This is a genomic window from Actinomycetospora sp. TBRC 11914 (assembly GCF_012933465.1).
Classification (GTDB): Bacteria; Actinomycetota; Actinomycetes; order Mycobacteriales; family Pseudonocardiaceae; genus Actinomycetospora.
In genome coordinates this window covers 1-24112 of the sequence record NZ_JABBND010000009.1, presented here as the reverse complement: position 1 = coordinate 24112, position 24112 = coordinate 1, and the positions used below count along the sequence as shown (strand labels likewise).

Annotated in this window: 25 protein-coding genes; 15 read left to right on the top strand and 10 right to left on the bottom strand. The window is 75.9% G+C overall.

Features of this window, described 5'->3' with window-relative positions; translation table 11 throughout:
• Nucleotides 1-12: 12 nt before the first annotated feature.
• Nucleotides 13-267, bottom strand: a complete 255-nt coding sequence (locus HH311_RS15325) for an Lrp/AsnC family transcriptional regulator (protein WP_169184548.1) — start codon at nucleotides 265-267, stop codon at nucleotides 13-15.
• Nucleotides 268-440: 173 nt separating this feature from the next.
• Between HH311_RS15325 and HH311_RS15320 the strand changes: the two genes are divergently transcribed.
• Nucleotides 441-1406 (top strand): thiamine-phosphate kinase, encoded by a 966-nt coding sequence (locus HH311_RS15320; RefSeq protein WP_169184547.1) that lies wholly within the window; start codon nucleotides 441-443, stop codon nucleotides 1404-1406.
• Nucleotides 1407-1419: 13 nt separating this feature from the next.
• On the opposite strand, the gene HH311_RS15315 is transcribed toward HH311_RS15320, so the two are convergent.
• From HH311_RS15315 to HH311_RS15295, 5 genes are read right to left on the bottom strand one after another with little or no spacing between them, the layout of a single operon-like run.
• Nucleotides 1420-2826 carry a (Fe-S)-binding protein gene (locus HH311_RS15315; protein WP_169184546.1) on the bottom strand — a complete coding sequence of 469 codons (1407 nt, stop codon included), beginning with the start codon at nucleotides 2824-2826 and terminating at the stop codon, nucleotides 1420-1422.
• Nucleotides 2823-3995, bottom strand: a complete 1173-nt coding sequence (locus tag HH311_RS15310) for an FAD-binding protein (RefSeq protein ID WP_169184545.1) — start codon at nucleotides 3993-3995, stop codon at nucleotides 2823-2825. Before HH311_RS15310 ends, HH311_RS15315 begins: the two co-directional genes overlap by 4 nt.
• Nucleotides 3992-5470 (bottom strand): FAD-binding oxidoreductase, encoded by a 1479-nt coding sequence (locus HH311_RS15305; protein WP_169184544.1) that lies wholly within the window; start codon nucleotides 5468-5470, stop codon nucleotides 3992-3994. Before HH311_RS15305 ends, HH311_RS15310 begins: the two co-directional genes overlap by 4 nt.
• 4 nt (nucleotides 5471-5474) lie before the next feature.
• Complete coding sequence (locus HH311_RS15300; RefSeq protein ID WP_169184543.1) at nucleotides 5475-6218, bottom strand: HAD family hydrolase; 744 nt, start codon at nucleotides 6216-6218, stop codon at nucleotides 5475-5477.
• A complete protein-coding gene (locus HH311_RS15295) occupies nucleotides 6215-7018 on the bottom strand; it encodes an IclR family transcriptional regulator (protein ID WP_312030171.1) in 804 nt (267 codons plus the stop codon). Before HH311_RS15295 ends, HH311_RS15300 begins: the two co-directional genes overlap by 4 nt.
• Before the next feature lie 229 nt (nucleotides 7019-7247).
• On the opposite strand from HH311_RS15295, the gene HH311_RS15290 reads away from it, so the two are divergent.
• Together HH311_RS15290 and HH311_RS15285 are read left to right on the top strand one after the other, a co-directional pair.
• On the top strand, nucleotides 7248-7778 hold the full coding sequence (locus tag HH311_RS15290; protein ID WP_312030170.1) for a GNAT family N-acetyltransferase: 531 nt from the start codon (nucleotides 7248-7250) through the stop codon (nucleotides 7776-7778).
• 79 nt (nucleotides 7779-7857) lie between these two features.
• On the top strand, nucleotides 7858-8541 hold the full coding sequence (locus HH311_RS15285) for a uracil-DNA glycosylase (RefSeq protein ID WP_169184541.1): 684 nt from the start codon (nucleotides 7858-7860) through the stop codon (nucleotides 8539-8541).
• Between the two features lie 40 nt (nucleotides 8542-8581).
• On the opposite strand, the gene HH311_RS33350 is transcribed toward HH311_RS15285, so the two are convergent.
• On the bottom strand, nucleotides 8582-9037 hold the full coding sequence (locus tag HH311_RS33350; protein WP_169184540.1) for a hypothetical protein: 456 nt from the start codon (nucleotides 9035-9037) through the stop codon (nucleotides 8582-8584).
• Between the two features lie 142 nt (nucleotides 9038-9179).
• Here HH311_RS33350 and HH311_RS33345 point away from each other — a divergent pair, with 142 nt between their 5' ends.
• Nucleotides 9180-9383 (top strand): DUF397 domain-containing protein, encoded by a 204-nt coding sequence (locus HH311_RS33345; RefSeq protein WP_169184539.1) that lies wholly within the window; start codon nucleotides 9180-9182, stop codon nucleotides 9381-9383.
• 106 nt (nucleotides 9384-9489) lie between these two features.
• Here HH311_RS33345 and rpmB read toward each other — a convergent pair whose 3' ends face one another.
• Nucleotides 9490-9681, bottom strand: a complete 192-nt coding sequence (gene rpmB, locus HH311_RS15270; protein WP_169184538.1) for a 50S ribosomal protein L28 — start codon at nucleotides 9679-9681, stop codon at nucleotides 9490-9492.
• Nucleotides 9682-9862: 181 nt separating this feature from the next.
• Here rpmB and HH311_RS15265 point away from each other — a divergent pair, with 181 nt between their 5' ends.
• Together HH311_RS15265 and HH311_RS15260 are read left to right on the top strand one after the other, a co-directional pair.
• Nucleotides 9863-12130: an ATP-dependent DNA helicase RecG gene (locus tag HH311_RS15265; RefSeq protein WP_169184537.1), complete on the top strand. Its 2268-nt coding sequence runs from the start codon at nucleotides 9863-9865 to the stop codon at nucleotides 12128-12130.
• 451 nt (nucleotides 12131-12581) lie between these two features.
• Complete coding sequence (locus tag HH311_RS15260; RefSeq protein ID WP_169184536.1) at nucleotides 12582-13478, top strand: C40 family peptidase; 897 nt, start codon at nucleotides 12582-12584, stop codon at nucleotides 13476-13478.
• A 286-nt stretch (nucleotides 13479-13764) separates the two neighbouring features.
• On the opposite strand, the gene HH311_RS15255 is transcribed toward HH311_RS15260, so the two are convergent.
• Nucleotides 13765-14496: a hypothetical protein gene (locus tag HH311_RS15255; protein WP_169184535.1), complete on the bottom strand. Its 732-nt coding sequence runs from the start codon at nucleotides 14494-14496 to the stop codon at nucleotides 13765-13767.
• Between the two features lie 167 nt (nucleotides 14497-14663).
• Here HH311_RS15255 and HH311_RS15250 point away from each other — a divergent pair, with 167 nt between their 5' ends.
• From HH311_RS15250 to HH311_RS15240, 3 genes are read left to right on the top strand one after another with little or no spacing between them, the layout of a single operon-like run.
• Nucleotides 14664-18044, top strand: coding sequence for a pyruvate carboxylase (locus HH311_RS15250; protein ID WP_169184534.1), 3381 nt, complete (start codon nucleotides 14664-14666; stop codon nucleotides 18042-18044).
• The gene (gene rsmD / locus HH311_RS15245) at nucleotides 18041-18622 is read left to right on the top strand and encodes a 16S rRNA (guanine(966)-N(2))-methyltransferase RsmD (protein ID WP_169184533.1); all 582 of its coding nucleotides are present in this window, start codon (nucleotides 18041-18043) and stop codon (nucleotides 18620-18622) included. The genes HH311_RS15250 and rsmD overlap by 4 nt, the downstream gene beginning before the upstream one ends.
• A gap of 8 nt (nucleotides 18623-18630) precedes the next feature.
• Complete coding sequence (locus HH311_RS15240; protein ID WP_169184532.1) at nucleotides 18631-19500, top strand: MaoC family dehydratase N-terminal domain-containing protein; 870 nt, start codon at nucleotides 18631-18633, stop codon at nucleotides 19498-19500.
• Here HH311_RS15240 and HH311_RS15235 read toward each other — a convergent pair.
• A complete protein-coding gene (locus tag HH311_RS15235; RefSeq protein WP_169184531.1) occupies nucleotides 19487-20146 on the bottom strand; it encodes a GNAT family N-acetyltransferase in 660 nt (219 codons plus the stop codon). The two genes, HH311_RS15240 and HH311_RS15235, sit on opposite strands and share 14 nt — an antisense overlap.
• A gap of 26 nt (nucleotides 20147-20172) precedes the next feature.
• On the opposite strand from HH311_RS15235, the gene coaD reads away from it, so the two are divergent.
• From coaD to mutM, 6 genes are all read left to right on the top strand, one after another.
• Complete coding sequence (gene coaD / locus HH311_RS15230; protein WP_248292632.1) at nucleotides 20173-20655, top strand: pantetheine-phosphate adenylyltransferase; 483 nt, start codon at nucleotides 20173-20175, stop codon at nucleotides 20653-20655.
• 171 nt (nucleotides 20656-20826) lie between these two features.
• Nucleotides 20827-21543 (top strand): DivIVA domain-containing protein, encoded by a 717-nt coding sequence (locus HH311_RS15225; RefSeq protein ID WP_169184530.1) that lies wholly within the window; start codon nucleotides 20827-20829, stop codon nucleotides 21541-21543.
• Between the two features lie 78 nt (nucleotides 21544-21621).
• Nucleotides 21622-22227, top strand: a complete 606-nt coding sequence (locus HH311_RS15220; protein WP_169184529.1) for a DUF177 domain-containing protein — start codon at nucleotides 21622-21624, stop codon at nucleotides 22225-22227.
• A 15-nt stretch (nucleotides 22228-22242) separates the two neighbouring features.
• Nucleotides 22243-22425, top strand: coding sequence for a 50S ribosomal protein L32 (gene rpmF / locus HH311_RS15215; protein ID WP_169184528.1), 183 nt, complete (start codon nucleotides 22243-22245; stop codon nucleotides 22423-22425).
• Between the two features lie 79 nt (nucleotides 22426-22504).
• A complete protein-coding gene (rnc, locus tag HH311_RS15210) occupies nucleotides 22505-23218 on the top strand; it encodes a ribonuclease III (RefSeq protein WP_169184527.1) in 714 nt (237 codons plus the stop codon).
• A 1-nt stretch (nucleotide 23219) separates the two neighbouring features.
• Nucleotides 23220-24095: a bifunctional DNA-formamidopyrimidine glycosylase/DNA-(apurinic or apyrimidinic site) lyase gene (gene mutM, locus HH311_RS15205; protein WP_169184709.1), complete on the top strand. Its 876-nt coding sequence runs from the start codon at nucleotides 23220-23222 to the stop codon at nucleotides 24093-24095.
• Nucleotides 24096-24112 lie beyond the last annotated feature (17 nt).

Here is a 24112-nt window from a genome sequence, read left to right as displayed (position 1 = left end):
GGCGGGACGGGGTCAGGCGGAGGTGGAGCGGGCCGCGGCGGACACCACGGGGCACGTCAGGGTGCGCGTGATGCCGGGGACCTTCTGCACGGCGGCGACCACCTTCCCGGCGAGCGCCTCCTCGTCGGGGGCCTCCACGTGCACGACGACGTCGTAGGGGCCCGTCACGTCCTCCGCCCGGGTCACACCCTCGATCCCGGCCACGTCCGAGGCGACGGCGGCAGCCCGGCCCACCTCGGTCTGGATCAGGATGTAGGCCTGGACCACGGACGGGCCTCCTCGGGGGTCGGGCACGCTCGCCCGCGCGGGGAGGCGTGCACGGGACGTGACACGAACTGTCGGAAGGTACCGCAGGGAGTAGACGGGTGAGGCGGACGGGAGACGCAGCGGAGCGGAGCTCGACCCGGAGAACGGGAGACGCAGCGGAGCGGAGCGGCCCCGTGGCGTCACGGGCTCCGGGCGGCAGCGTGGCCGACGTCGGTGAGTTCGGGGTGATCGACCGCATCACCGCGGACCGCCCCCAGCCCGAGGGCACGCTCCTCGGGCCCGGCGACGACGCGGCCGTGCTCGCCGCCCCCGACGGCCGGGTGGTCGCGACGGTCGACACCCTGGTGCAGGGCGTGCACTTCCGGCTCGACTGGTCCGGTCCCGAACAGGTCGGGCGCAAGGCGGTGGCCGCGAACCTCGCCGACGTGGCGGCCATGGGCGCGGTCCCGACCGGGCTGCTGCTCTCGCTGGCCTGTCCGGCCTCGACCCCGACCGACGTCGTCGACGGCCTCGCCTCCGGCATCTGGGACGCGGCCTCCGAGGCCGGCATCGGGGTGGTCGGCGGGGACACGGTGTCGGCCGAGCAGATCGTGGTGTCGATCACGGCGCTGGGCGACCTCCAGGGCCGCGAGCCGGTCCGCCGGTCCGGGGCGAAGGTCGGGAACGTGGTCGCGGTCCGCGGGGTGCTCGGGTGGTCCGCGGCGGGGATGGAGGTGCTGCGGCGCGGGTTCCGGTCGCCGGTGGCGATGGTCGCCGCGCACCGCACCCCCCGCCCGCCGTTCACCGAGGGCCCGGTGGCCGCCCGCGCCGGCGCCACCGCGATGGTCGACACCTCCGACGGGCTCCTGGCCGACCTCGGGCACGTCGCCGAGGCCTCGCGGGTGCGCATCGACGTCCGCTCGGATCTCGTCCCGGTGGCCGACAAGCTCCGCGACATCGCCTCGGCGCTCGGCAAGGACGCCCTGACGTGGGCGCTCACCGGCGGCGAGGACCACGCCCTGGTCGCCTGCTTCCCCTCCGAGGACGCCGTGCCCGAGGGCTGGCAGGTGTTCGCCGACGTCCGGCTGGGCGCCGGCGTCAGCGTCGACGCCGACCGCTGGGGCGGCGCGGGCGACCCGGGCTGGCGCCACTGGCGGTGACGGCCCGGCCCCGTCACATGCCCGGCGGCCGGACCCCGCGGATCGAGGCGTCGAGCAGCTGGACCGGGTGCAGCATCGGCAGCTCGCCCTCGAGGTACTTGCGGATCTGCAGCAGGCAGCCGGGGTTCGCGGTGACCAGCAGGTCCGCGCCGGTGCCCCGGATGTTGTCGGCCTTGCGGCGGCCCAGGTCGCCGGCCGCCTCCGGCTGCAGCATGTTGTAGATCCCCGCGGACCCGCAGCAGATCTCGGCCTCCGGGAGCTCGGTGAGCGTCACCCCCGGGATCGAGCGCAGCACGTCCCGGGGCTGGGTCCGGATCTTCTGCGCGTGCCCGAGGTGGCAGGCGTCGTGGTAGACGACGGTGGCGTCGACCCGGTGCCGGGGCGCCCGGGAGTCGGCGAGGGCGTCGGCGAGCACCTCGGAGACGTCGCGCACCTTCGCGGAGAAGGCCGCGGCCCGGTCGGCCCACACCGGGTCGTCGGCGAGCAGCTCGCCGTACTCCTTCATCGACGAGCCGCAGCCCGCGACGTTGACCGCGATCACGTCGACCTCGGCCCGCTCGAACACCGCGATCAGCGCCCTGGCCCGCTCGGCCGACTCCTCCTCGCGGCCCGCGTGCAGCCCGAGCGCGCCGCAGCAGGCCTGCTCGGCCGGCGCGACGACGTCGTGGCCCTCGGCGGCCAGCACCCGCACCGTCGCCAGGTTGACCTGGTGGAAGAACACGTCCTGCACGCAGCCGGTGAGCATCCCGACGCGCCCGCGGCGGGTCCCGACGGCGGGCGTGAAGATGGGGGTGCGCGCGAACGCGTCGCGGACGCTCACCGGGGGCAGCAGCGACTCCATCGCCACGAGCCGCTCGAGGCGGCGCGGCAGCTTGGCCAGCAGGCGGTCCATCGTCGCGGGCCGCAGCTTCTGGTAGAGCGCGCCGCCGAGCGACGCGGCCCGCAGCCGGCGCCGGTAGGGGAAGAGGGTGAAGATCGCCTCGCGGAACAGCCGGTCGGCCCGCGACCGGGGCACGTTGCGCTCGATCTGCGGTCGGGTGGCCTCGAGCAGCCGGTCGTACTGCACCCCGGAGGGGCAGGCCGTCACGCAGGCCATGCAGCCCAGGCAGCGGTCGATGTGGGTGGTGAAGGCGCCCTCGAGCGGGATCTCTCCCTTCTCCGCCATCTCCATCAGGTAGATGCGCCCCCGGGGGGAGTCCATCTCCTCGCCCCACAGCGCGTAGGTCGGGCAGGTCGGCAGGCAGAACCCGCAGTGGACGCAGTCGTCGAGCAGTTCCTGGGCGGGCGGATGGTGGTCGTCGAAGCTGCCGAAGTCGCCGCTCAGGACGTCCGCGCGCTCCGGCGCGGCCTTCTCGCCGCGCTCGGAGGTGTAGTCCGGGGACGGGCCGGTCTCGTGGGTGGGCGGCTGGGTGTCGGTCATGCGGTCGCTCCCACGGTGGTGGAGGGCAGGGGCAGCCAGGGCGCGAGGCGCCCGCGGCCGAAGCGCTGGTCGGGGTCGACGGACGCGGCGACCTGGCGCAGCAGGGCCGCCGACGCCGGGGCGGGGCCGAACGCGGGCAGGTCCGCCCCCGGGGGCCGCTGGCGCAGCGTCGAGGTGCCGTGGGCGTCGGCGACGCGGCGGTGGGCGGCGGCCACCACGTCGGCGTCGGCGGGGAGGGCGACGGTCGCGATGCCGGTGCGCGGGGACGCGGTGACCTCGGTCAGCCCGCCGGTGTCGGTGTCGAGCCCGTCGAGCACCCCGGACAGCGAGCCCGGGATCACCCCGAACCGCAGCACGGCCCGGTCGTCGGGCCGCGCGCGCACCGCGGCGTCGTGGGCCTCCCACGCGGCCGTGGCGTCGTCCGGGGCGAGCAGGCCGGCCTCGTCACCGAGGGTCTCGACGAGCCGCCGGGCCCGGGCCTCCGCGCCCCGCTCGGACCCCTCGACCAGGGCCAGCAGGCGCCCGTCGTGCCACGCGACGGCGGCCGCCTCGACGGGGCTGTCGGCGACGCGGCGGGCGAGGTCGGTCATCGCCGCCCGGTCGCAGGGCACCGCGACGGTGGCCGTCACCTGCGGGGTGGGGTGCAGGCGCAGGACCAGCGCCGCGAGCACCCCGAGCGTGCCGTGGGCGCCGTGCAGCAGCTTGGTGAGGTCGTAGCCCGCGACGTTCTTGATGACGTGGCCGCCGGAGCGGGCCACGGTGCCGTCGGCGAGCACGATCGTGGCGCCGATGACGACGTCGCGCAGCGAGCCGTACTGCAGCGAGCGCGGCCCGGAGTCGGCCGTGGCGAACAGCCCGCCGAGCGTGGCGCCGTCGGCCTCCCGCGCGGGGTCGGCGGCGATGCGCTGGTGGTGCTCGCCGAGCCGGGCCTGCAGCTGCGCGAAGGGCGTCCCCGCCCACACCTCGGCGGTCATGTCGCCGGGGTTGTGGGTGACGATCCCGGACAGCCCGGTGGTGGACAGGACGGTGCCGGCGGGCGCCGGGGTGCCCGCCCAGTCGTGCGCGGTGCCGGCGCCGGCGACACGGATCGGGCCCGGGCGGTCGAGGACGGCGTCGCGCAGCTCCTCGAGCGACGACGGGGTGACGGTGGTGGGGTCCGACGTGGTCACAGGCGCTCGATCACTCCGGCTTCCTCGAGGGGGTGGGGGCGGTACGGGCCGGGCCGCTCGCCGCACAGCCGCGGCGTCGGGAACAGCTTGCCCGGGTTGCAGCGCGAGTCGGGGTCGAACCCGAGGCGGACGCGGTGCATGACGTCGAGGTCGTCCGGGGAGAACATCCGCGGCATCGAGCACGCCTTGTCGGTGCCGATGCCGTGCTCCCCCGAGAGCGACCCGCCCAGCTCGACGCACAGCTCGGCGATCTGCGTGGAGAGCTCCTCCGCGGCGTCGTGCTCGCCCGCGGCCTCCGAGTACAGCACCAGGGGGTGGAGGTTCCCGTCGCCGGCGTGGAAGACGTTGGCGACGCGCAGCCCGGCGTCGCGGCCCATCTCGGCGATGCGCGTCAGCACCTCGGCCAGCCGCGTCCGCGGGACCACGCCGTCCTGGACGATGTAGTCGGGGCTGATGCGCCCGACCGCGGCGAACGCGGCCTTGCGGCCCTTCCATACCCGGGCGCGCTCCTCGGCCTCGGTCGGCACGTGGAGCCGGGTGGCGCCGTGGCGCTCGCAGATCGCGGTGAGGTGCTCGAACTCCGCGTCGACCTCGTCGGCGGGCCCGTCGAGCTCGACGATCAGCGCCGCGGGGGCGTCGACGGTCAGCCCGGCGCCCGTCGCGGCCTCGGCGGCCTCCATAGCCAGCGAGTCCATCATCTCGACGGCGGCGGGGATGATCGCCGCCTCGACGATGTCGCCGACGACGTCGCCCGCGGCCTCGATCGACGGGAAGTCCGCGAGCAGGGTGCGCACCGACTCCGGCGTCTGCAGCAGCCGCACGGTGACCTTGGTGCAGATCCCGAGCGTGCCCTCCGACCCGATGAACAGCCCGCGCAGGTCCGGCCCCGCCTGGTCGCCGGTGGGGCCGCCGAGGGTGACCAGCGACCCGTCGGCGAGCACGACCTCCATCTCGAGCACGTGGTTCGTGGTGAACCCGTACTTGAGGCAGTGGGCGCCGCCGGAGTTCTCCGCGACGTTGCCGCCGATGGTGCACACCTGCTGGCTCGACGGGTCCGGGGCGTAGTACAGCCCGTGCGGTGACGCGGCCCGGGTGATGTCGAGGTTGAACACGCCCGGCTCGAGCACCGCCCGGCGGTTCTCCACGTCGATCTCGAGGATCCGGCGCAGCTTCTGCAGCGAGATCACGACGCCGTCCGCCACCGGCAGCGCGCCCCCCGACAGGCCGGTGCCGGCGCCGCGGGCGACGAAGGGCACGCCGTGGCGGGCGCAGACCCGCACGCAGGCCGCGACCTCCTCGGCGTCGCGCGGGAGCACGACGACGGCGGGGACCTGCCGGAAGCCGGTCAGCCCGTCGCACTCGTAGCTGCGCAGGCCGACCTCGTCGGTGATGACGCACGTGTCGGGCAGGACGGCGGCGAAGTCCGCCGCCAGGGGGCCCGTGGTGGGCCCGGTGGCGGTGGTGGGTGTGGCCATGGCTCTACACGCTCCCTCGGGTGTGGTGGGGATCCTCGCCCGCCGCCGTCACGATCGCCACCAGAGCCGACGGGTCGGCGAGGTCCTCGGCGACGTGGTCGGCCCCGGCCGCCGCGAGCTCGGCCGCGGTGGCCGCGCCCGTGGCCACCCCGACCGCCAGCGCCCCGGCGGCGTGCGCGGCCTCGACGTCGCGCGGGGTGTCCCCGACGACGACGAGTGCCACCGGGCCGCCGTGGCGGCGTTCGAGGTGCGCCCGCGCGGTGTGGACGAGGACCGACCGGGGCCCGGGGAGGTCGCCGTAGACCCCGGCGTCGAGGTCGAACGGCCCCGGGTGCAGGCCGGCGGCGGTGAGCTTGGCCTCGGCACCCGCGCGGACGTTGCCGGTGACGACGATCTGGTCGACGTGCGGTGCGGCGGCGAGCAGCCCGACCGCCTCGGGCACGCCGGGCAGGACGGTGAGGACCTCGGCGAGCTCCGGGACGCGGCCGTCCCACTCGCGGGCGATCGCCGCCACCATCGCGCGGGTGTACTCGTCGCCGCGGCGCCAGAGCGCGGCGGCGTGGTCGGACGGCAGGCCGTCGCGGAAGGCCTCGGCGACGAGGTGGTCGGTCATCCCGCCCATCGCCACGGGCGGTGGCTCGTGGCCGGTGACTGCCAGGAACGCCCGGCGCAGCACCTCGCCGCCGACCCTGCCGCCGCGCAGCAGCGTGCCGTCGACGTCCCAGCACACCCCGACCGGCCGGGTCACGGGCTCGTCCCCTCGGGGACGCGGACGGCCGGGGCGGCGCCGGGTGCCGCGCCCGCCGGCCGGCCGGCGATGCGCCGGGCGGCCTCGCCGAGCAGGGCGCCCACCGCCGCCATGCGGTCGGAGCCGAGGCGCGCCGCCGGCCCGGACACCGAGACCGCGCACGGCGTCGGGGCGTCGGGGACGGGCACCGCGACGCAGCGGACCCCGATCTCCTGCTCACCGTCGTCCACGTGCCAGCCCCGTTCGAGGCCGGCCCGGATCTCGCGATCGAGCGTCACGACGTCGACGATGGTGGACGGGGTGAGCGCCGGCATCCCGGCGCGCTCCACGAGCTGCCGGGCGCGCGAGGCCCCCACGGTGGACAGCAGTGCCTTGCCCACCCCGGTGCAGTGCAGCGGGACGTGGGCGCCGACCTCGGTGAACATCCGCATCGGGTGCGGCGAGGGCACCTGGGCGAGGTAGACGGCCGAGGAGCCGTCGAGTCCCGCGAGGTTGGCCGACTCGCCCGTGCGCGCGACGAGGTCGGCCAGCACCGGGCGCACCCCGTCGCCCAGCACCCGCCCGGCGGTGTCCCCGAGGCGCACCAGCCGCGGTCCGAGCGCGTAGCGCCGACCGGGCTCACGACGCACGTGGCCGAGCTCGACGAGCGTGGCGAGCAGGCGGTGGATCGTCGCGACCGGCAGCCCGGAGGCGGCCGCGAGCTCGGAGAGGGTGGCGCGGCCGCCGGCGTCCGCGAGGTCGTCCAGCAGGTCGAACGCGCGCTGCAGCGACTGGACGGGACGGCCCGGGGACTCCGGCACGGCGCACCTCCTGTCCGGGTACCCCTGGCCCGGCCCACGGCGGGGCCAGTGCACCATTCCGCGATGCGGGAAACAAGTTCCGCGCTGTGGAGGGGAGCGCCGGGGAAGTACCGTCGGCGGTGCCACCACGTCACGGGGAGGAGCACGCAGTCATGCCGTCGACGGGTGTCGAGCTCCCCAGGTCCACGGCCGACCGCCGGCAGGCCCGCCGACGCGCTCGTCGACCGAGGTGACGGCCGGGTCGGTCGCCGGCCCGGACGGGCTGGTGCTGGAGGTCGCCGCCTACGACGACCCCCGCAGCGTCCGGTTCGTCGACGCGGTCCAGGCCTTCTACACCGAGCGCTACGGCGGGGCCGACCGCACGCCGGTCGACCCCGCCGAGTTCGCCGCCCCGCGAGGCCTGTTCCTGCTCGGGGCCCTGCCGGGGACCGGGCCGGTGTGCTGCGGCGGCTGGCGCCGGCACACCGCCGGCTCGGTCGCCCCGGAGGACCGCGGGGTCCTGCGCCCCGACGACGCGGAGATCAAGCGGATGTGGGTCGACCCGGCCCACCGGCGGCGGGGCCTCGCGACCGCGGTGCTCGCCGAGCTCGAGCGCACCGCCCGTGCGGCCGGGTGCCGCCGCACCGTCCTCGAGACCGGTGACCGCCAGCCCGAGGCGCTGGCGTTCTACGCCGAGCGCGGCTACCGCCGCATCCCCCGCTTCGGCGTCTACCGCGACGAGCCCGGCAGCATCTGCTGCGCCCGGGACCTCGCGGGCTGACCGGGCGGCGCGACCCCCACGCGGTGGCGGCCCCGCCCGCGGCTAGCGTGATCGCCGTGGCGACCGAGGACCGGGACACGTGATGGCGCGCCCCCTCTCCGAGACCGTCGAGGCCGGCTGGGCGCAGGCCCTCGAACCGGTGGCCGAGGACGTGGCGGCGATGGGCGACTTCCTGCGCGCCGAGGTCGCCGCGGGCCGCACCTACCTCCCGTCGGGGGCCAACGTGCTCCGGGCGTTCTCCCAGCCGTTCTCCGACGTGCGGGTGCTCGTGGTCGGCCAGGACCCCTACCCGACGCCCGGCCACGCCGTCGGCCTGTCCTTCTCGGTCGCGCCCGACGTGCGCCCGCTGCCCAAGAGCCTGCAGAACATCTTCCGCGAGTACGGCGAGGACCTCGGCCACCCGCCGCCCGCCACCGGCGACCTCTCCCCGTGGACCGAGCAGGGCGTCCTGCTCCTCAATCGCGTGCTCACCGTGGCGCCCGGGGCTCCCGGCTCCCACCGCAACAAGGGGTGGGAGAAGGTCACCGAGCAGGCCATCCGCGCCCTGGTCGACCGCATCGACCAGCCCCTCGTCGCGATCCTCTGGGGACGTGACGCCCGCTCGCTCGCCCCGCTCCTGGGCGAGGACGTGCCCACGGTCGAGTCGGCCCACCCGAGCCCGATGTCGGCCGCCGGCGGCTTCTTCGGCTCCCGGCCGTTCAGCCGCGTCAACGCCTACCTCGAGGAGCTCGGCGACGACCCGGTGGACTGGCGCCTGCCCTGAGACCCATGAGGCCCGCGGGGCCGGTGGTGGATCCCGCGGGTCAGCGCCGCGCGCCGAAGCGGCGCCGCGAGCGCCGGTGCGGGGCGAACATGCTCCACCCGCTGGTGGGGATGGTGTCGGGCCGGTGCCGCCCGCAGCCCTCGGCCCGGCGCCGGCCGCGCACCAGCGCGAGCAGGCGGGCGAACGGCCTGCGGCGGGGCCGCCGGTCGAGGACGGGCAGGGGCCGGTCGGCCCGGACGGGCAGGCCGGCGGCCTCCGGTGAGGACGGCGGCGCGGCCTCGAGCGTGGCCACCGCGCCCGCCGCCGGACGGGCCCCGGCGGCCGGGCCCGGCGCCGGACGGGGAGCGGGAACGGGCGCGGCCGGACGGGCGGCCTCCTCGGGGGTGAGACGTTGCGCCACCACCCGCAGCGGCACCGGGGCCGAGCGACGGTGCACCGTGCGCTCGGCGCGGGGGACGCGGGGCTCGGCGGCCGGGTCCGGATCCGGTCGGCTCACCGCGTCCCCCGTTCGTCGCTCATCGGCTCTGGTGGCTGTCGTTCGATCTTCACCTACGTACCGTGCAGGCGCAAGGACGACCGCATGTGCGTCTGCCGACGGCACGTGCCGCGGTCGCGACGCGTGCACCGGGGGGAGGACCGTGGTACCGACGTGGACACCGAGCGGGGCGGGCATCGAGACGGCCCGGCTGGCCGACGGCGGGCTCCTGGTCCGGGCGGCGGGGGACGCGGAGGGTCCGGTGCTGCACTACACGCGCGCCGAGGTCGACGCCTTCGTGCGCGGCGCCAAGGACGGCGAGTTCGACGACCTGGCGGGGTGCGACGCCGGGTCGGCACGCCCCTGACCCCGGCACTCCGCTGACCCTGGCACCCCCCTGACACACCTCGGGCCCGGCACGAGGCCGGGCCCGAGGTGGCGCGTGGTTCCCCGGCCGCCGGCCGGGGAGGGGGTCAGGCGCGGCTGACCTTGCCCGCCTTCAGGCAGGAGGTGCAGACGTTGAGCCGCTGGCGGTTGCCCTTGCCGATGCGGGCGTGCACCGTCTGCACGTTCGGGTTCCACCGGCGGTTGGTCCGGCGGTGGGAGTGCGAGACCGACTTCCCGAACCCGGGGCCCTTCGCGCACACGTCGCACACCGCAGCCACTTCGAACACCTCTCGAGATCGCCGATCACCGGAGCGCGCGGCGGACGAGCTCCCGCGCGACAGGACTCCAGCGTAACCGAGCGGCCGGGTGGACCCGGCGGCCGGGGGTCCCGGGGCGCCGCGTGCGGCTGAGTCGGCCACGCCGTCGGTGGGGGATGAGAACCTTCACCCCGTGGTGGACATGGACTCCCCCCTCGCGGCGGCCCTCGGCGGGCGCTCGGCGGCCGCGCTGCGCAAGCACCTCGGGATGGACACCGTCGGTGACCTCCTGCGTCACCTCCCGCGGAAGTACCAGCTGGTGAACGACCTCGGGGCCATGGACCCGCGGGAGCTGCGCGAGGGCACCTACGTCACGGTCGTGGCCGAGGTCGAGCGCGTCACCCACCAGCGCCGTCCCCGGCGCGGGGGCCGCGGCCTGCTGGACATCACGAGCATGCAGATCTCGGTCGGGTCGATCGAGCTCGGCGTCACCTTCTTCAACCAGCCCTGGCGCCACCTGCAGATGCCGCGCGGCAGCCGGGCGATGTTCGCCGGCAAGCTGCAGCGCTTTCGCGGGGGCTGGCAGCTCGACACCCCCCAGGCCCGCAAGATCCGGGCCGACGGCGAGGACGACGACGGTGGGGGGGAGGAGTCGCTCAAGCTCCCCCCGGTCACGCCCATCTACCCCGCCACCCGCAACGTCCAGACCTGGGACCTGCTCGCCGCGGTCCGCCAGACCCTCGACGTGTTCGACGACCCGGTGGACCCGGTCCCGGAGGAGATCCGCCGCCGCCACGGCCTCGTCGGGCTGGGCCGGGCGCTGCGCGACATCCACCTGCCGGCCACGCTCGAGGACACGAAGCCCGCGATGCGCCGGCTGACCTGGGACGAGGCGCTGGCCCTCCAGCTCGTCCTGCAGGGCGAGAAGCTCGCCGCGTCCGACCGCCCGGCGCCGTCCTGCCCGCGGACCGCCGACGGCCTGGCGGCGGCCTTCGACGCCCGCCTGCCGTTCGCGCTGACCGCCGGGCAGCAGAAGGTCGGGGCCGACCTCGCGGAGTCCCTCGCGGGCACCCGACCGCTCAACCGGCTACTGCAGGGCGACGTCGGGTCCGGCAAGACCGTGGTGGCGCTGCGGGCGATGCTGCAGGTCGTCGACGCCGGGCGCCAGGCCGTGCTCCTCGCGCCCACCGAGGTCCTCGCCGCCCAGCACGCCCGGTCGCTGCGCGCCATGCTCGGCCCGCTGGGCCGGGCGGGGGAGCCCGCGGCGCTGTTCGACGACGCCGCCGATGCCCTGCCCGAGCCGGTCGAGCTCGACACCAGCGACCGGGCCACGCGCGTCGTCCTGCTCACGGGCTCGCTGTCGGCGAAGGACCGCCGGGCGGCCCTCCTCGACGTGCAGTCCGGGGCGGCCGGGATCGTGGTCGGCACGCACGCGGTGATCCAGGAGGGCGTGGGCTTCGCCGACCTCGGCCTCGTCGTCGTCGACGAGCAGCACCGCTTCGGGGTCCGCCAGCGCGACGAGCTCCGGTCCCGCACCGGGGACACCGTGCCGCACCTGCTGGTGATGACGGCGACCCCGATCCCGCGCACCGTCGCCCTCACCCTCTACGGCGACCTCGACGTCTCCGTGCTCGACGAGCTGCCCGCCGGGCGGCAGCCGATCGGGACGCGGGCCGTGCCCGGCGGGCTCCCGAAGTGGCTCGCGCGGGTGTGGGAACGGGTGCGCGAGGAGGTCGACGCCGGCCACCAGGCCTACGTCGTCTGCCCGCGCATCGGCGACGACGAGCCCGCCGACCCCGGCGACCAGGCGGACGGGTCGGCCTCCCCCGACGACGCCGCCGACGGGGAGGAGCGGCGCCCGCCCCTCGGGGTCCTGGAGGTGGCCGAGCTGCTCGTCGCCGGGCCGCTGGCCGGGCTGCGGGTCGAGATCCTGCACGGCAGGCTGCCCGCCGAGGAGAAGGACGACGTGATGCGCCGCTTCGGCGCGGGGGACATCGACGTGCTGGTCGCGACGACCGTCGTCGAGGTGGGTGTCGACGTCCCCAACGCCACGGCGATCGTGGTGCTCGACGCCGAGCGGTTCGGGGTCTCGCAGCTCCACCAGCTCCGCGGCCGCGTCGGCCGGGGTACGTCGCCCGCGTCGTGCTTCCTCGTGACCGACGCGGCGCCGGGCAGCCCGGCGATGACCCGGCTGGAGCGCATCGCCGAGATCTCGGACGGGTTCGCCATGGCCGACCTGGACCTGGAGCTGCGCAGCGAGGGCGACGTGCTCGGTACCGAGCAGGCCGGGCGGATGAGCACGCTGCGCTTCCTCTCGGTGCGCCGGCACGGCGAGGAGATCGCCGAGGCGCGGGAGGTGGCGCGGACGGTGCTCGAGGAGGACCCGGCGCTGGCCCGGCACCCGCGGCTGGTCGGGCTCGTCCGTGCGGTCGTCGGTGACGAGGGCGCCCGCTTCCTCGACCGGCTCTGAGGACTCTGGACGGTTCTGCACGGCCTTGCACGGCCCGGCACGGCTCTGAACGGTCCACCGACCGCCCCCGAACGGCTCCCACGGGGGTCGAGCGGTCCGGACGGCCGACGGGCGGCGCGCCGCGCGCGGTCGCCGGGGCGAACAGCGGGTGACCATCCGGGTACGGGGCGCTCGCCGATCACCGCGCGGGGGCGACCTCCGGGCGCGACACCCAGGTCCTGCCCGGGCCACACCGGTCACGGTTCGGTTACGGTCTGGCGGTCGGTCCGCAACAGCGTGCCGATGCGCTCGGCCGTTTCGCCCGACTCCCGTTCGGCGGCCTCCCCGGAGCGCGTGGACGTCCAGGACGGGACGGAGATCGTCGGCCCGCAGCACTCCCCAGCGGTCGGGCCGACCAGGGAACGGTCGCGTGCCGTCCTCGTCCGGTCGCCGTCGGGTGAGGAGACCCCGCATGACCGCTGTCCTTCCTCCGGTCAGGCCTGTTCCCGCCGGGCGCCACCGCGCGCCCGACGCCGCGACGACGGGCTCGCTCGGGCCGATCCCGCAGGAGTGGACCGGCCGCGCCGCGCACGGCGCCCCCGGCGACGGCCGCCCGGTCGGCCCCCGGGGTCCCCGTCCCGGTGGCCCGCAGCCGCGGCGCGACCAGCGCCCGGGCCCGGCGCCGCTGAACCGCGCCGCGCGCACCGCGGGCCTCTCGCTCGCCGCCCTCGGCGCCCTCGCCGGCGCGGGCGGCGCCGCCGCCCACGGCCTCCTCCCGAGCGACGAGCCCGCCACCACCGGCGAGGTCGCGCTCCCGACGAGCCTCGCGTCCAGCAACCTGTCGCTGCAGGGCGCCTCGCACCAGGTGCAGGCCCCCTCGGTCACCACCGTGATGCCGGTCGTCCCGGCCGCGTCGCACGTCGAGGCGCCGCAGTACAAGACGGTCGCCGCGTCCGCCCGCCATGCTGCCGCCGCGCCCGAGCCGGCCGCGAAGCCCGCCGCGGACCAGCCGTCGTCGATCGCCGCCGACGCGATCGACGCCGCGGAGTCGAAGCTCGGCAAGCCCTACGTCTGGGGCGCCACCGGCCCGAACTCCTTCGACTGCTCCGGGCTCATGCAGTACGCCTTCGAGCAGGCCGGCAAGGACCTCCCGCGCACCTCGGCCGCGCAGTCGCAGGTCGGCGAGGAGGTCTCGATGGACGACCTCAAGCCCGGCGACCTGATCTTCCTCTACAGCCCCGTGAGCCACGTCGTCATGTACGTCGGCAACGGCAAGGTCATCGAAGCGCCGAACAGCGGCGAGGACGTCAAGTACACGCCGCTGTCGAAGATCGAGAAGAACGCGGTCGGCGCCCGCCGGGTCGCCTGAGACCGCACCGCGCACCGGCCGGCACGACCCGGCCACCGGAACGGCCCCACACACGAGAACGGCCCGGGGCTCCCTCCCCGAAAGGGAACCCCGGGCCTTGCTCGGTGGACGGACGCTCCCCAGCTCCCATACACCGATGGTCTCTCGTCAGGCCCCGCTCGTCGCGGCGCCCGTTCCCGAGAGGATGTCCCAACGACGGCCTCCCCAATCGGGTTCGATCGGGTGAAGTGAGCTAGCGCACAGCACTACTCAGCGCATCATCGTGCCGCTGACCGGGTGCGCGGCGTCAGGCCCGCAACCGTTCCCGCAGGTCACGCACCCCGCGCGCGGCCGCGGCGCGGACCGCCTGGGCGGCCGCCCCGTACTCGTCGCTCCCCGCTGACCGAGGCCGGCCCGCGGTGCCGGGGGCGAGGGTGGGCCGCGGCGTGACCGGCGGTCCCGTGACCACGGGCCCCGTGGCGGCGGCCAGGGCGTCGGCCGTGCGGCACGCCTCATCCCACGCGGCCACCGCCCGGTCGACCGCCGCCGTGAAGCGCTCGCGGTCGCGCGGGTCGGCCGGCTCGCCCGGGGTGGCGAGGTCGTGCGCCTCGCCGAGCGCCTCGACGAAGCGGGCCGTGGCGGGCACCGACACGTCGCGGAGGGCCGGGCGCGCGGCGATCTCGTGCGGGTCGGACTCCGCCCGGGCGTACTCGGCCTGCAGGGCGGCGAAGCGGTCGCGGGCGAGGACCCAGCGTGCCGCACCGTGCGCGGCCAGGCGCCCGGCGCGGCCGTCGGGGTGGCCGAGCACCGTCGCGCGCACCCGCCGGACGCCCCGCCGGGCGAGCAGCACCGTCGCCGTGGCCGCGGCGATCACGGCGGCGACGAGGTCCGCGACCGCGGCGAACAGCGCGGCGCCGATGCCGGCCCCGCCGACCCAGACGCCGAGGAGGACCACCGGGACGAGCACGGTCAGCAGCGCCGCGAGGCCGTAGAGCCAGGGCACGGCGGAGCGTCGCAGGGGAACGGTGTCGGCAGCCATCGCGTGCCCTCCTCGCCGGGGTGACTCCTCCTTGGTACCGCACGCGGGGCGACGAGGACCACGGCCGCGCACCCGGACCCGCGATAACGTCGCGCCCGCTCCACCCCGCCGGGCGGGGAGGGTGGTGCTCCCCGACGTCGCGAGGCCGGTCCCGGAGGGTGGAGTCGATGTTCCGCAAGGTGCTGGTGGCCAACCGCGGCGAGATCGCCATCCGGGGGTTCCGTGCCGCCTACGAGCTCGGCGCCGCCACGGTGGCGGTGTTCCCCGTCGAGGACCGCAACTCCGAGCACCGGCTCAAGGCCGACGAGGCCTACCAGATCGGCGAGGCGGGCCACCCGGTCCGGGCGTACCTCTCGATCGAGGAGATGATCCGCGCCGCCCGGAAGGCCGGGGCCGACGCGATCTACCCCGGCTACGGGTTCCTCTCGGAGAACCCGAAGCTCGCCGGTGCCTGCGCCGAGGCCGGCATCACCTTCATCGGCCCGCCGCCGCGCGTGCTCGCGATGGCCGGGAACAAGCACCGGGCCGTGGCGGCGGCCCGCGAGGCCGGCGTCCCGGTGCTCGACTCCTCCGACCCGTCCGACGACGTCGACACCCTGCTCGCCGCCGCGCGGGAGATGACGTTCCCGCTCTTCGTCAAGGCGGTCGCGGGCGGCGGCGGGCGCGGGATGCGCCTGGTCGAGGAGGAGCGCGGCCTGCGCGACGCCCTCCAGGCCGCGATGAACGAGGCGTCGTCGGCGTTCGGGGACGCCACGGTGATCCTCGAGCAGGCGGTGGTCGACCCGCGGCACATCGAGGTGCAGATCCTCGCCGACGCGCAGGGCCACGTCATGCACCTCTTCGAGCGCGACTGCTCGGTGCAGCGTCGTCACCAGAAGGTCGTCGAGATCGCGCCCGCCCCCCACCTCTCCCCGGAGCTGCGGGAGCGGATCTGCGCCGACGCGGTCCGCTTCGCCACCGCGATCGGCTACGTCAACGCCGGCACCGTCGAGTTCCTGCTCGACCGCGACGGCCACCACCACTTCATCGAGATGAACCCGCGGATCCAGGTCGAGCACACGGTGACCGAGGAGGTCGCCGACGTCGACCTCGTCGCCGCCCAGATGCGGATCGCCTCGGGGGAGACCCTCGCCGACCTCGGCCTGTCCCAGGACGCGGTGGCCCTGCACGGCTTCGCGCTGCAGTGCCGGATCACCACCGAGGACCCCGCCAACGAGTTCCGCCCCGACATCGGGATGATCTCGGCCTACCGCTCGGCGTCGGGCTCCGGCGTCCGCCTCGACGGGGGCACGGCCTACGCCGGCGCCCAGATCAGCGCCCACTTCGACTCGCTGCTGGTCAAGGTCACCTGCCGCGGCCGCGACTTCACGACGGCGGTCAGGCGCGCGCGCCGAGCCCTCGCGGAGTTCCGGGTGCGGGGCGTGTCGACGAACATCCCGTTCCTCATGGCGCTGCTCGACGACCCGGACTTCCGCGACGGCCGGGTCACGACGAGCTTCATCGCCGACCACCCGGGCCTGCTCTCGGCCCGCGCGCCCGCCGACCGCGGTACCCGGCTGATGAGCTACCTCGCCGACGTCACGGTGAACAAGCCGCACGGCGCCCCGCCCGACCTCGTCGACCCGCGCGAGAAGCTCCCGGCCGTCGACCTCACGGCGGCTCCGCCCGACGGGTCCCGCCGGCGGCTGGGGGAGCTCGGTCCGGAGGGCTTCGCGGCGTGGCTGCGCGAGCAGTCGGGCGTCCTCGTCACCGACACCACCTTCCGCGACGCCCACCAGTCGCTGCTCGCCACCCGGGTGAGGACCCGCGACCTCGTCGAGATCGCGCCCCACGTGGCCCGCACCGCGCCCGAGCTGCTCTCGCTGGAGTGCTGGGGCGGCGCGACCTACGACGTGGCGCTGCGCTTCCTCGCCGAGGACCCGTGGGAGCGGCTGGCCCGGCTGCGCGAGGCCGTGCCGAACCTCTGCCTGCAGATGCTGCTGCGCGGCCGGAACACCGTGGGCTACACGCCCTACCCGACGGAGGTGACCGACGCCTTCGTCGCCGAGGCGGCCCGCGTCGGGATCGACGTCTTCCGCATCTTCGACGCCCTCAACGACGTCGGGCAGATGCGCCCGGCGATCGAGGCGGTGCGGCAGTCCGGCGGGGCGGTGGCCGAGGTCGCGCTCTGCTACACCGGCGACCTCTCCGACCCGGCCGAGCGGCTCTACACCCTCGACTACTACCTGCGCCTGGCCGAGCAGATCGTCGACGCCGGGGCGCACGTGCTCGCGATCAAGGACATGGCCGGGCTGCTGCGCCCGCCGGCGGCGCGCCGGCTGGTGGGGGCGCTGCGGGAGCGGTTCGACCTGCCCGTGCACCTGCACACCCACGACACCGCGGGCGGCCAGCTGGCCACGCTCACCGCCGCGATCGACGCCGGGGTGGACGCCGTCGACGCGGCCGTCGCCTCGATGGCGGGCACGACGTCGCAGCCCTCGCTGTCCGCGCTCGTCGCGGCCACCGACCACAGCGACCGCACCACCGGGCTCTCGCTGGACGCCGTCAACGCCCTCGAGCCGTACTGGGAGCTGGTCCGCAAGGTCTACGCGCCGTTCGAGGCGGGCCTGACGTCGCCGACCGGCCGGGTCTACACCCACGAGATCCCCGGCGGGCAGCTGTCGAACCTGCGCACCCAGGCGGTGGCGCTCGGGCTGGGCGACCGCTTCGAGCAGGTCGAGGACGCCTACGCCGCCGCCGACCGGATGCTGGGGCACCTGGTGAAGGTGACGCCGTCGTCGAAGGTCGTCGGGGACCTCGCGCTGCACTTCGTGGGCGCCGGCGTGGACCCGGCCGCGTTCGAGGCCGACCCGTCGCGCTACGACATCCCCGACTCGGTGATCGGGTTCCTGCGCGGCGAGCTCGGCGACCCGCCCGGCGGCTGGCCCGAGCCGCTGCGCACCCGCGCGCTGGAGGGACGTACCGAGCGCCCGGGACCGGCGGACCTCTCCGACGACGACCGCAAGGGCCTCGAGGCCGACCGCGCCGCCACGCTCAACGCGCTGCTCTTCCCCGGGCCCACCCGGGAGTTCCGCGAGCACCGCGACACCTACGGCGACACCTCGGTGCTGCGCAGCCAGGAGTTCTTCTACGGGCTGCGCCCGGAGACGGAGTACGCGGTCGACCTCGAGCCCGGGGTCCAGCTGCTGATCGCGCTCGAGGCGATCTCCGAGCCCGACGCGCGCGGGCTGCGCACCGTGCTGATGTCGCTCAACGGGCAGCTGCGCCCGGTGCAGGTCCGCGACCGCGCCGTCGACACCGACGTCAAGGTCGCCGAGAAGGCCGACCGGTCCGACCCGGGCCACGTCGCGGCGCCGTTCGCGGGGGTGGTGACGCTCGGGGTGGCCGAGGGCGACCGGGTCGCGGCCGGCGACACCGTCGGCACGATCGAGGCCATGAAGATGGAGGCGGCGATCACCGCGCCGCGGGCCGGGACGGTCGAGCGGCTGGCGATCGGGTCCGTCCAGCAGGTCGAGGGCGGCGACCTGGTCGTCGTGCTGTCCTCGTGAGCCGGATCGTCGCGGGGACGGCGGGCGGCGTGCGGATCGCGGTGCCGCCCCACGGCGTCCGGCCGACGTCGGACCGGGTCCGCGAGGCGCTGTTCTCGCTGCTCGAGGCGCGCGGGGCGCTCGAGGACGCGACGGTGCTCGACCTCTACGCCGGGTCGGGCGCGCTCGGGCTCGAGGCACTGAGCCGCGGCGCCCTCACCGCGACCCTCGTCGAGCGCGACCCCCGGGCCTGCGGGTTCATCCAGACCAACGCGCGCACGACGCACCTGTCCGGTGCGCTCGTGCGCCGAGCCTCGGTCCTCACCTTCCTCAAGCGGGCCACCGACACGGTCGACCTGGTGTTCGTCGACCCGCCGTACGCCGACACCGAGGCGGAGGTCGACGCGGTGCTCGCCGCGCTGCCGCCGTGGCTCGGGGCCGGGGCGCTCGTCGTCGTCGAACGGGACTCCCGGTCGCGCACCCCCGCCTGGCCCGAGGCGCTCGCGCCGGAGGAGCCGCGGGTCTACGGGGAGACCACGCTGCACCTGGCGAGCGGGTGGGCCGCCGAACGCCGCGGAACCCCCGGCCGGGGAGCATGATCGTGGCCGTGACGGACCTCGAGGACGCGATCCGCGGCTGGGCCCCGGAGCCGGTGACCACGACGGGGACGACGACGCCGTGGGCGGTCGCCGCCGCGAGCGGGCTGTTCGACCTCGAGCCGGTGGCCGGCGAGGGCGACGACCTGCCGCCGCTGTGGCACTGGTTCGGCTTCCTGGAGCAGCCCCGCTCGGACGAGCTCGCGGAGGACGGCCACATCGAGGACGGGCACTTCCTCCCGCCGCTGCCGCAACGGCGCCGGATGTTCGCGGGCGGCCGGCTGCGCGTGGCCCGGCCGATGCGGGTGGGGGAGGCGCTGTCCCGGACGTCGACGCTCGTCGACGCCCGCGTCAAGCACGGCCGCAGCGGGGAGATGCTGCTGGTGACCGTGCGCGACGAGTTCCGGGCCGGGCCGGGCGGTGACGTGGCCGTCACCGAGGACTCGGACCTGGTCTACCGCTCGCAGGCCCCCGGGCAGGCGCGGGGGATCGGGTTCGACACGCCCGCGGCCGCGGCGCCGGCCACGAGCAGCGAGGCGGTGACGCTGCACCCCGACGAGACACTGCTCTTCCGGGTCTCCGCGCTGACCTACAACAGCCACCGCATCCACTACGACCACCCGTACGCGACGGGCGTCGAGGGCTACCCCGGCCTCGTCGTCCACGGGCCGCTGCTCGCGCTGATGCTGCTGGAGATCCCGCGCCGCCACCGGGCCGGGCGCACCGTGACCGGGTTCGACTACCGGCTCACCCGGCCCGCGTTCGCGGGGACGCCGCTGGTGGCCGACCACGACGGCGGGGCGGGGACCGACGAGCTCGTGGTCACCGCGGGCGCGGTCGGCCTCCCGCCCTCGGTGACCGGGACGATCACCCTGGAGTGATCGCCTCGCGGAACCCGTCGAGCCCCTCGACGACGACGTCGGCGAGGCGCCGCCGGCGCCAGGCGCCGGGGGTGACCGCGAGGTGGACCTCGACGACGGAGCCGGTCTCGCGGTGGGTCTCGCGGTAGCCGAGCCGGGTGCTGACCCGCAGCGAGGCGGTGTTGCCCGCCGCGGCCCCGGTGACCGCGCGGACCGCGCCGAGGTGGCCGAACGCCAGCTCGAGCAGCATGAGCCGCACCCGCCGGCCGAGCCCCCGGCCCTGCTCGGCCCGCGCCAGCCAGGACGAGGTGTGCACGGTCCCCGCGGGGTGGTCGACCTCGTGCGAGAGCACCACGAGCCCGACGGTCCGGCCGCCCTCGATGACGGCGAGCGGCAGCCGCCACCGACCCGCCGTCGGGACCTCCCGCAGGCGCCAGGCCCACTCGAGGAACCGGCGGGCGGCGACGGCGCCGCCCTCGGTGGGCCAGCCGAGCAGCTCGCGCTCCCGCCCGGGTTCGACGATGCCGCCGGGCTCGGCGACGATCGCCGCCAGCTCGAGCAGCTCGACGTCCGTCGGCGGGGCGAGCAGGAGGCCGGCGTGGGCGACGGTCACGGCGAACTGCGGGTAGAGCGCGGCGAGGTCGTCGCGCAGCAGGCCGGGGTCCACGGCGCCCATCGTGGCGCGGATCGGGCATGATCACCGCCATGCGCGCGGTGTGCCCCGGCTCGTTCGACCCGATGACCCTGGGGCACGTCGACGTGGTCCGCCGGGCGGCGGCGATGTTCGACGAGGTCGTCGTCGCGGTGGCGGTCAACCCCGCCAAGCAGGGCCTGTTCACCGTCGACGAGCGCCGCGACCTCATCGCCGGCGCGGTCGGCGACCTCCCGAACGTCACGACGGCGGCCTTCTCCGGCCTGCTCGTCGACTGGTGCCGCGAGCAGGGCGTCGGCGTCATCGCCAAGGGTCTGCGCTCGGACACCGACTACGCCTACGAGCTGCCGATGGCGCAGATGAACCGGCACCTCACCGGCGTCGACACCGTCTTCCTCACCGCCGACCCGGCGCACACGTTCGTCTCCAGCTCGCTGGTCAAGGAGGTCGCGCGGGGCGGCGGGGACGTCTCGGCGTTCCTGACCCCCGCCGTCCTCGACGCGCTGCGGACGAAGCTGGGCTGACGGTCCGCCACGAGTGAGTGGCGCCGTCCTCGCGTCGGGTGGCGGGAATGTGCCGTTGCTCCCGTGCAGGGCCGGGCTCCTCGACACGCCGGACCCGCGCCGAATGCACCGCCCGCGGGGACGGGCGTCGCAGACTGGAACAGCGATCGTGACGGCGGGAGGTGGGCGGACGTGTACCGGGTGTTCGAGGCGCTCGACGAACTGGTGACCATCTGCGAGGAGGCTCGCGGGGTCCCCATGACGACGAGCTGCGTCGTGCCGCGCGGGGACGTCCTCGAGCTGCTCGACGACGTCCGCGAGGCCATCCCGGGCGAGCTCGACGACGCCCAGGACGTGCTCGACCACCGCGACCAGCTGGTCACCGAGGCCACCGAGCAGGCGTCGCGGGCCACCGAGGAGGCGCGGACCGAGGCCGAGCGGCTCCTCGCCGAGGCCCGGGAGCAGGCCCAGCAGATGATCGCCGAGGCCGAGCACGAGGCCGAGCGGGTCGTCTCGCGCGGGCGCCGCGAGTACGCCGACCTCACCGACCGGGCCGCGGCGGAGGCCGACCGCATGGCCGAGGCCGGTCGGCAGAGCTACGACCGCGCCGTCGCCGACGGGCGCGCCGAGCAGCAGCGGCTGGTGTCCGAGCACGCCGTCACGCACGCCGCCCGCGACGAGGCCGGCCGCATTCTGGACCGCGCCGCCGAGGACGCCCACCGCGCCCGGACCGACTGCGACTCCTACGTCGACACGGCGCTCGCCGAGTTCACCGAGACCCTCGAGTCGGTGCTCGACACCGTGGGCCGGCACCGCCACCAGCTGCGCACCGGGCAGGTCGGGGCGGCCGCGGGGCAGCACGACGACGCCGGCGACGGCGCCCGCTGGTCCGACCGCGCGAGCGCCTGAACCCGCCCCGTACCCTCGGGAGACGACGGCCGCCGTCGGGAACACGCCCCTCGGCCGAGCACGTTGGAACGCGGCGAGATGACTACTGACAAGACCCCGGTCGAGAAGACCCCCCAGGACAGGGCGACGCCGCCCGACCCCACGAGTCCGTGGACGATCGACGTCCTGCGCGAGATCTCGCGGCGCCCGGGCACCATGAAGCCCTGGGTGCGCGACGTGCCCGCGCCCGACGACTTCGGCCTCGAGGTCATCGGCGTGCCCGCCGGCGAGCCCATCCACCTGGACCTGCGCCTCGAGTCCGTCGTCGAGGGCGTCCTGGCGAGCGGCGGCGTGAGCGCCGACGTCGTCGGGGAGTGCTCCCGGTGCCTGGGGCCGGTGCACGACCACGTCGACGTCGACCTCACCGAGCTGTACGCCTACCCGGACTCGGTGACCGACGAGACGACCGACTCCGACGACGTCAGCCGCATCGTCGACGAGAAGATCGACCTGGAGCCGGCCGTGCGCGACGCGGTGCTCCTCGAGCTGCCGAACGCTCCGCTGTGCCGCGAGGACTGCCCCGGCGTGGCCTCCCCGGACGAACAGGCATGGGCCTTCGTGCCCGCCGGGACCGCGCGTGAGAGAATCGATCCTCGCTGGGCCGCCCTGCAGGAGCGTTTCGCCGGCGACAGCACAGATACCTGAGGAGATCGAACCACCGTGGCCGTCCCCAAGCGCCGGATGTCGCGCGCCAACACCCACGCCCGCCGCTCGCAGTGGAAGGCGTCCGCGCCCACGCTCGTCGCCTGCCAGAACAAGGCCTGCGGGAAGCCGAAGCCCCCGCACGTCGCCTGCCCGAACTGCGGCCAGTACGCCGGCCGCCGGGCCGTCACCCCGGCCTGACGCCGGGGTGCCCCCGACGGCGCCCGCGCCCTCGACGGGACGCGACGGAGAAGACCGCACGGCAGCCCACCCGGACGCCGTGGGTGAGGACCGGGCCGCACGGCTGAGCCGGGTGCTCGGGGTCGACGTCGACCCCGAGCTGCTGACGCTCGCCCTGACCCACCGGTCCTACGCCTACGAGAAGGGCGGGCTGCCCACCAACGAGCGCCTGGAGTTCCTGGGCGACTCGGTGCTCGGTGTGGCGGTCACCGAGCGGCTCTACCGCGAGCACCCCGACCTGCCCGAGGGGCAGCTGGCGAAGCTCCGCGCGAGCGTGGTCAACATGCACGCGCTGGCCGGCGTCGCCCGCACCCTCGGGCTCGGCGAGCTCGTGTACCTGGGCCGCGGCGAGGAGATGACCGGCGGCCGCGACAAGGACTCGATCCTCGGCGACGCCGTCGAGGCGATCCTCGGCGCGGTGCACCTCCAGCACGGCATCGACGTGTCCCGGGCGCTGGTGCTGCGGCTCTTCGGCGAGCTGATGCACGCGGCGCCGCGGCTGGGCGCCGGCCTGGACTGGAAGACCAGCCTGCAGGAGCTCACCGCGGCCACCGGGCGGGGCGTGCCGGAGTACCGGATCACCGACGAGGGCCCGGACCACGCCAAGGAGTTCACCGCGACGGCCGTGGTGGCCGACCGCGACCTCGGCGTCGGGGTGGGGCGGACGAAGAAGGACGCCGAGCAGAAGGCGGCGCAGGCGGCCTACGAGGCGCTGCAGGGCGAGGACCCCGACTCCTCGGGTTCGGCGGGCTGACCTGCCCGAGCTGCCCGAGGTCGAGGTCGTGCGCCGCGGTCTGGCCGACCACGCGGTCGGGCGCACCGTGTCCTCCGTCGAGGTGCGGCACCCGCGCGCGGTGCGGCGCCAGCCCGGCGGGGCGCCGGAGCTCGCGAGCCGCCTCGCGGGCCGCACGCTGGCGGCGGCGCGGCGGCGGGGGAAGTTCCTGTGGCTCGACCTCACCCGCGACGGCGAGCCCGACGGTGCCGTCCTCGCGCACCTCGGGATGAGCGGGCAGCTGCTGGTGCAGCCCGCCGAGCGGCCCGACGAGACCCATCTGCGGGTGCGGGTCCGCTTCGACGACGGGGGCTCGGAGCTGCGGTTCGTCGACCAGCGGACGTTCGGCGGCCTCACCGCCGTCGACACCGCGGAGTCCGACGGCGAGACGGTGCCGGCGCTGGTGGCCCACATCGGCCGGGACCCGCTGGACCCGCGGTTCGACCGGGAGGCGGCCGTCGGGGCCTACCGCCGGCGGCGCACCGAGCTGAAGCGGGCGCTGCTCGACCAGACGGTGGTGTCGGGGATCGGCAACATCTACGCGGACGAGGCGCTGTGGCGGGCCAGGCTGCACTCGCTGCGCCCGACGGCGACGCTGACCCGGCCAGAGGGACGGCGCGTGCTGGACGCGGCCGCCGAGGTGATGGGTGAGGCGCTGGCCGCGGGCGGGACGTCGTTCGACGCGCTCTACGTCGACGTCCACGGCGACCGGGGCTACTTCGAGCGCTCCCTCGCGGTCTACGGGCGCGAGGACGAGCCGTGCCCGCGCGACGGGACGCCGATCGTGCGGACGTCGTTCACGAACCGCTCGTCGTACTGGTGCCCGACGTGCCAGAAGGCGCCTCGGAAGGTGCGCTGACGCGCTCGTGAGCACTA

Excerpts from the sequence above, each read along its gene's own strand:
- HH311_RS15315 (WP_169184546.1), bottom strand. The coding sequence starts at position 2,826 with ATGACCGACACCCAGCCGCCCACCCACGAGACCGGCCCGTCCCCGGAC.
- HH311_RS15305 (WP_169184544.1), bottom strand. The coding sequence starts at position 5,470 with ATGGCCACACCCACCACCGCCACCGGGCCCACCACGGGCCCCCTGGCG.
- HH311_RS15265 (WP_169184537.1), top strand. The coding sequence starts at position 9,863 with ATGGACTCCCCCCTCGCGGCGGCCCTCGGCGGGCGCTCGGCGGCCGCG.
- HH311_RS15260 (WP_169184536.1), top strand. The coding sequence starts at position 12,582 with ATGACCGCTGTCCTTCCTCCGGTCAGGCCTGTTCCCGCCGGGCGCCAC.
- HH311_RS15255 (WP_169184535.1), bottom strand. The coding sequence starts at position 14,496 with ATGGCTGCCGACACCGTTCCCCTGCGACGCTCCGCCGTGCCCTGGCTC.
- HH311_RS15250 (WP_169184534.1), top strand. The coding sequence starts at position 14,664 with ATGTTCCGCAAGGTGCTGGTGGCCAACCGCGGCGAGATCGCCATCCGG.
- coaD (WP_248292632.1), top strand. The coding sequence starts at position 20,173 with ATGATCACCGCCATGCGCGCGGTGTGCCCCGGCTCGTTCGACCCGATG.
- HH311_RS15220 (WP_169184529.1), top strand. The coding sequence starts at position 21,622 with ATGACTACTGACAAGACCCCGGTCGAGAAGACCCCCCAGGACAGGGCG.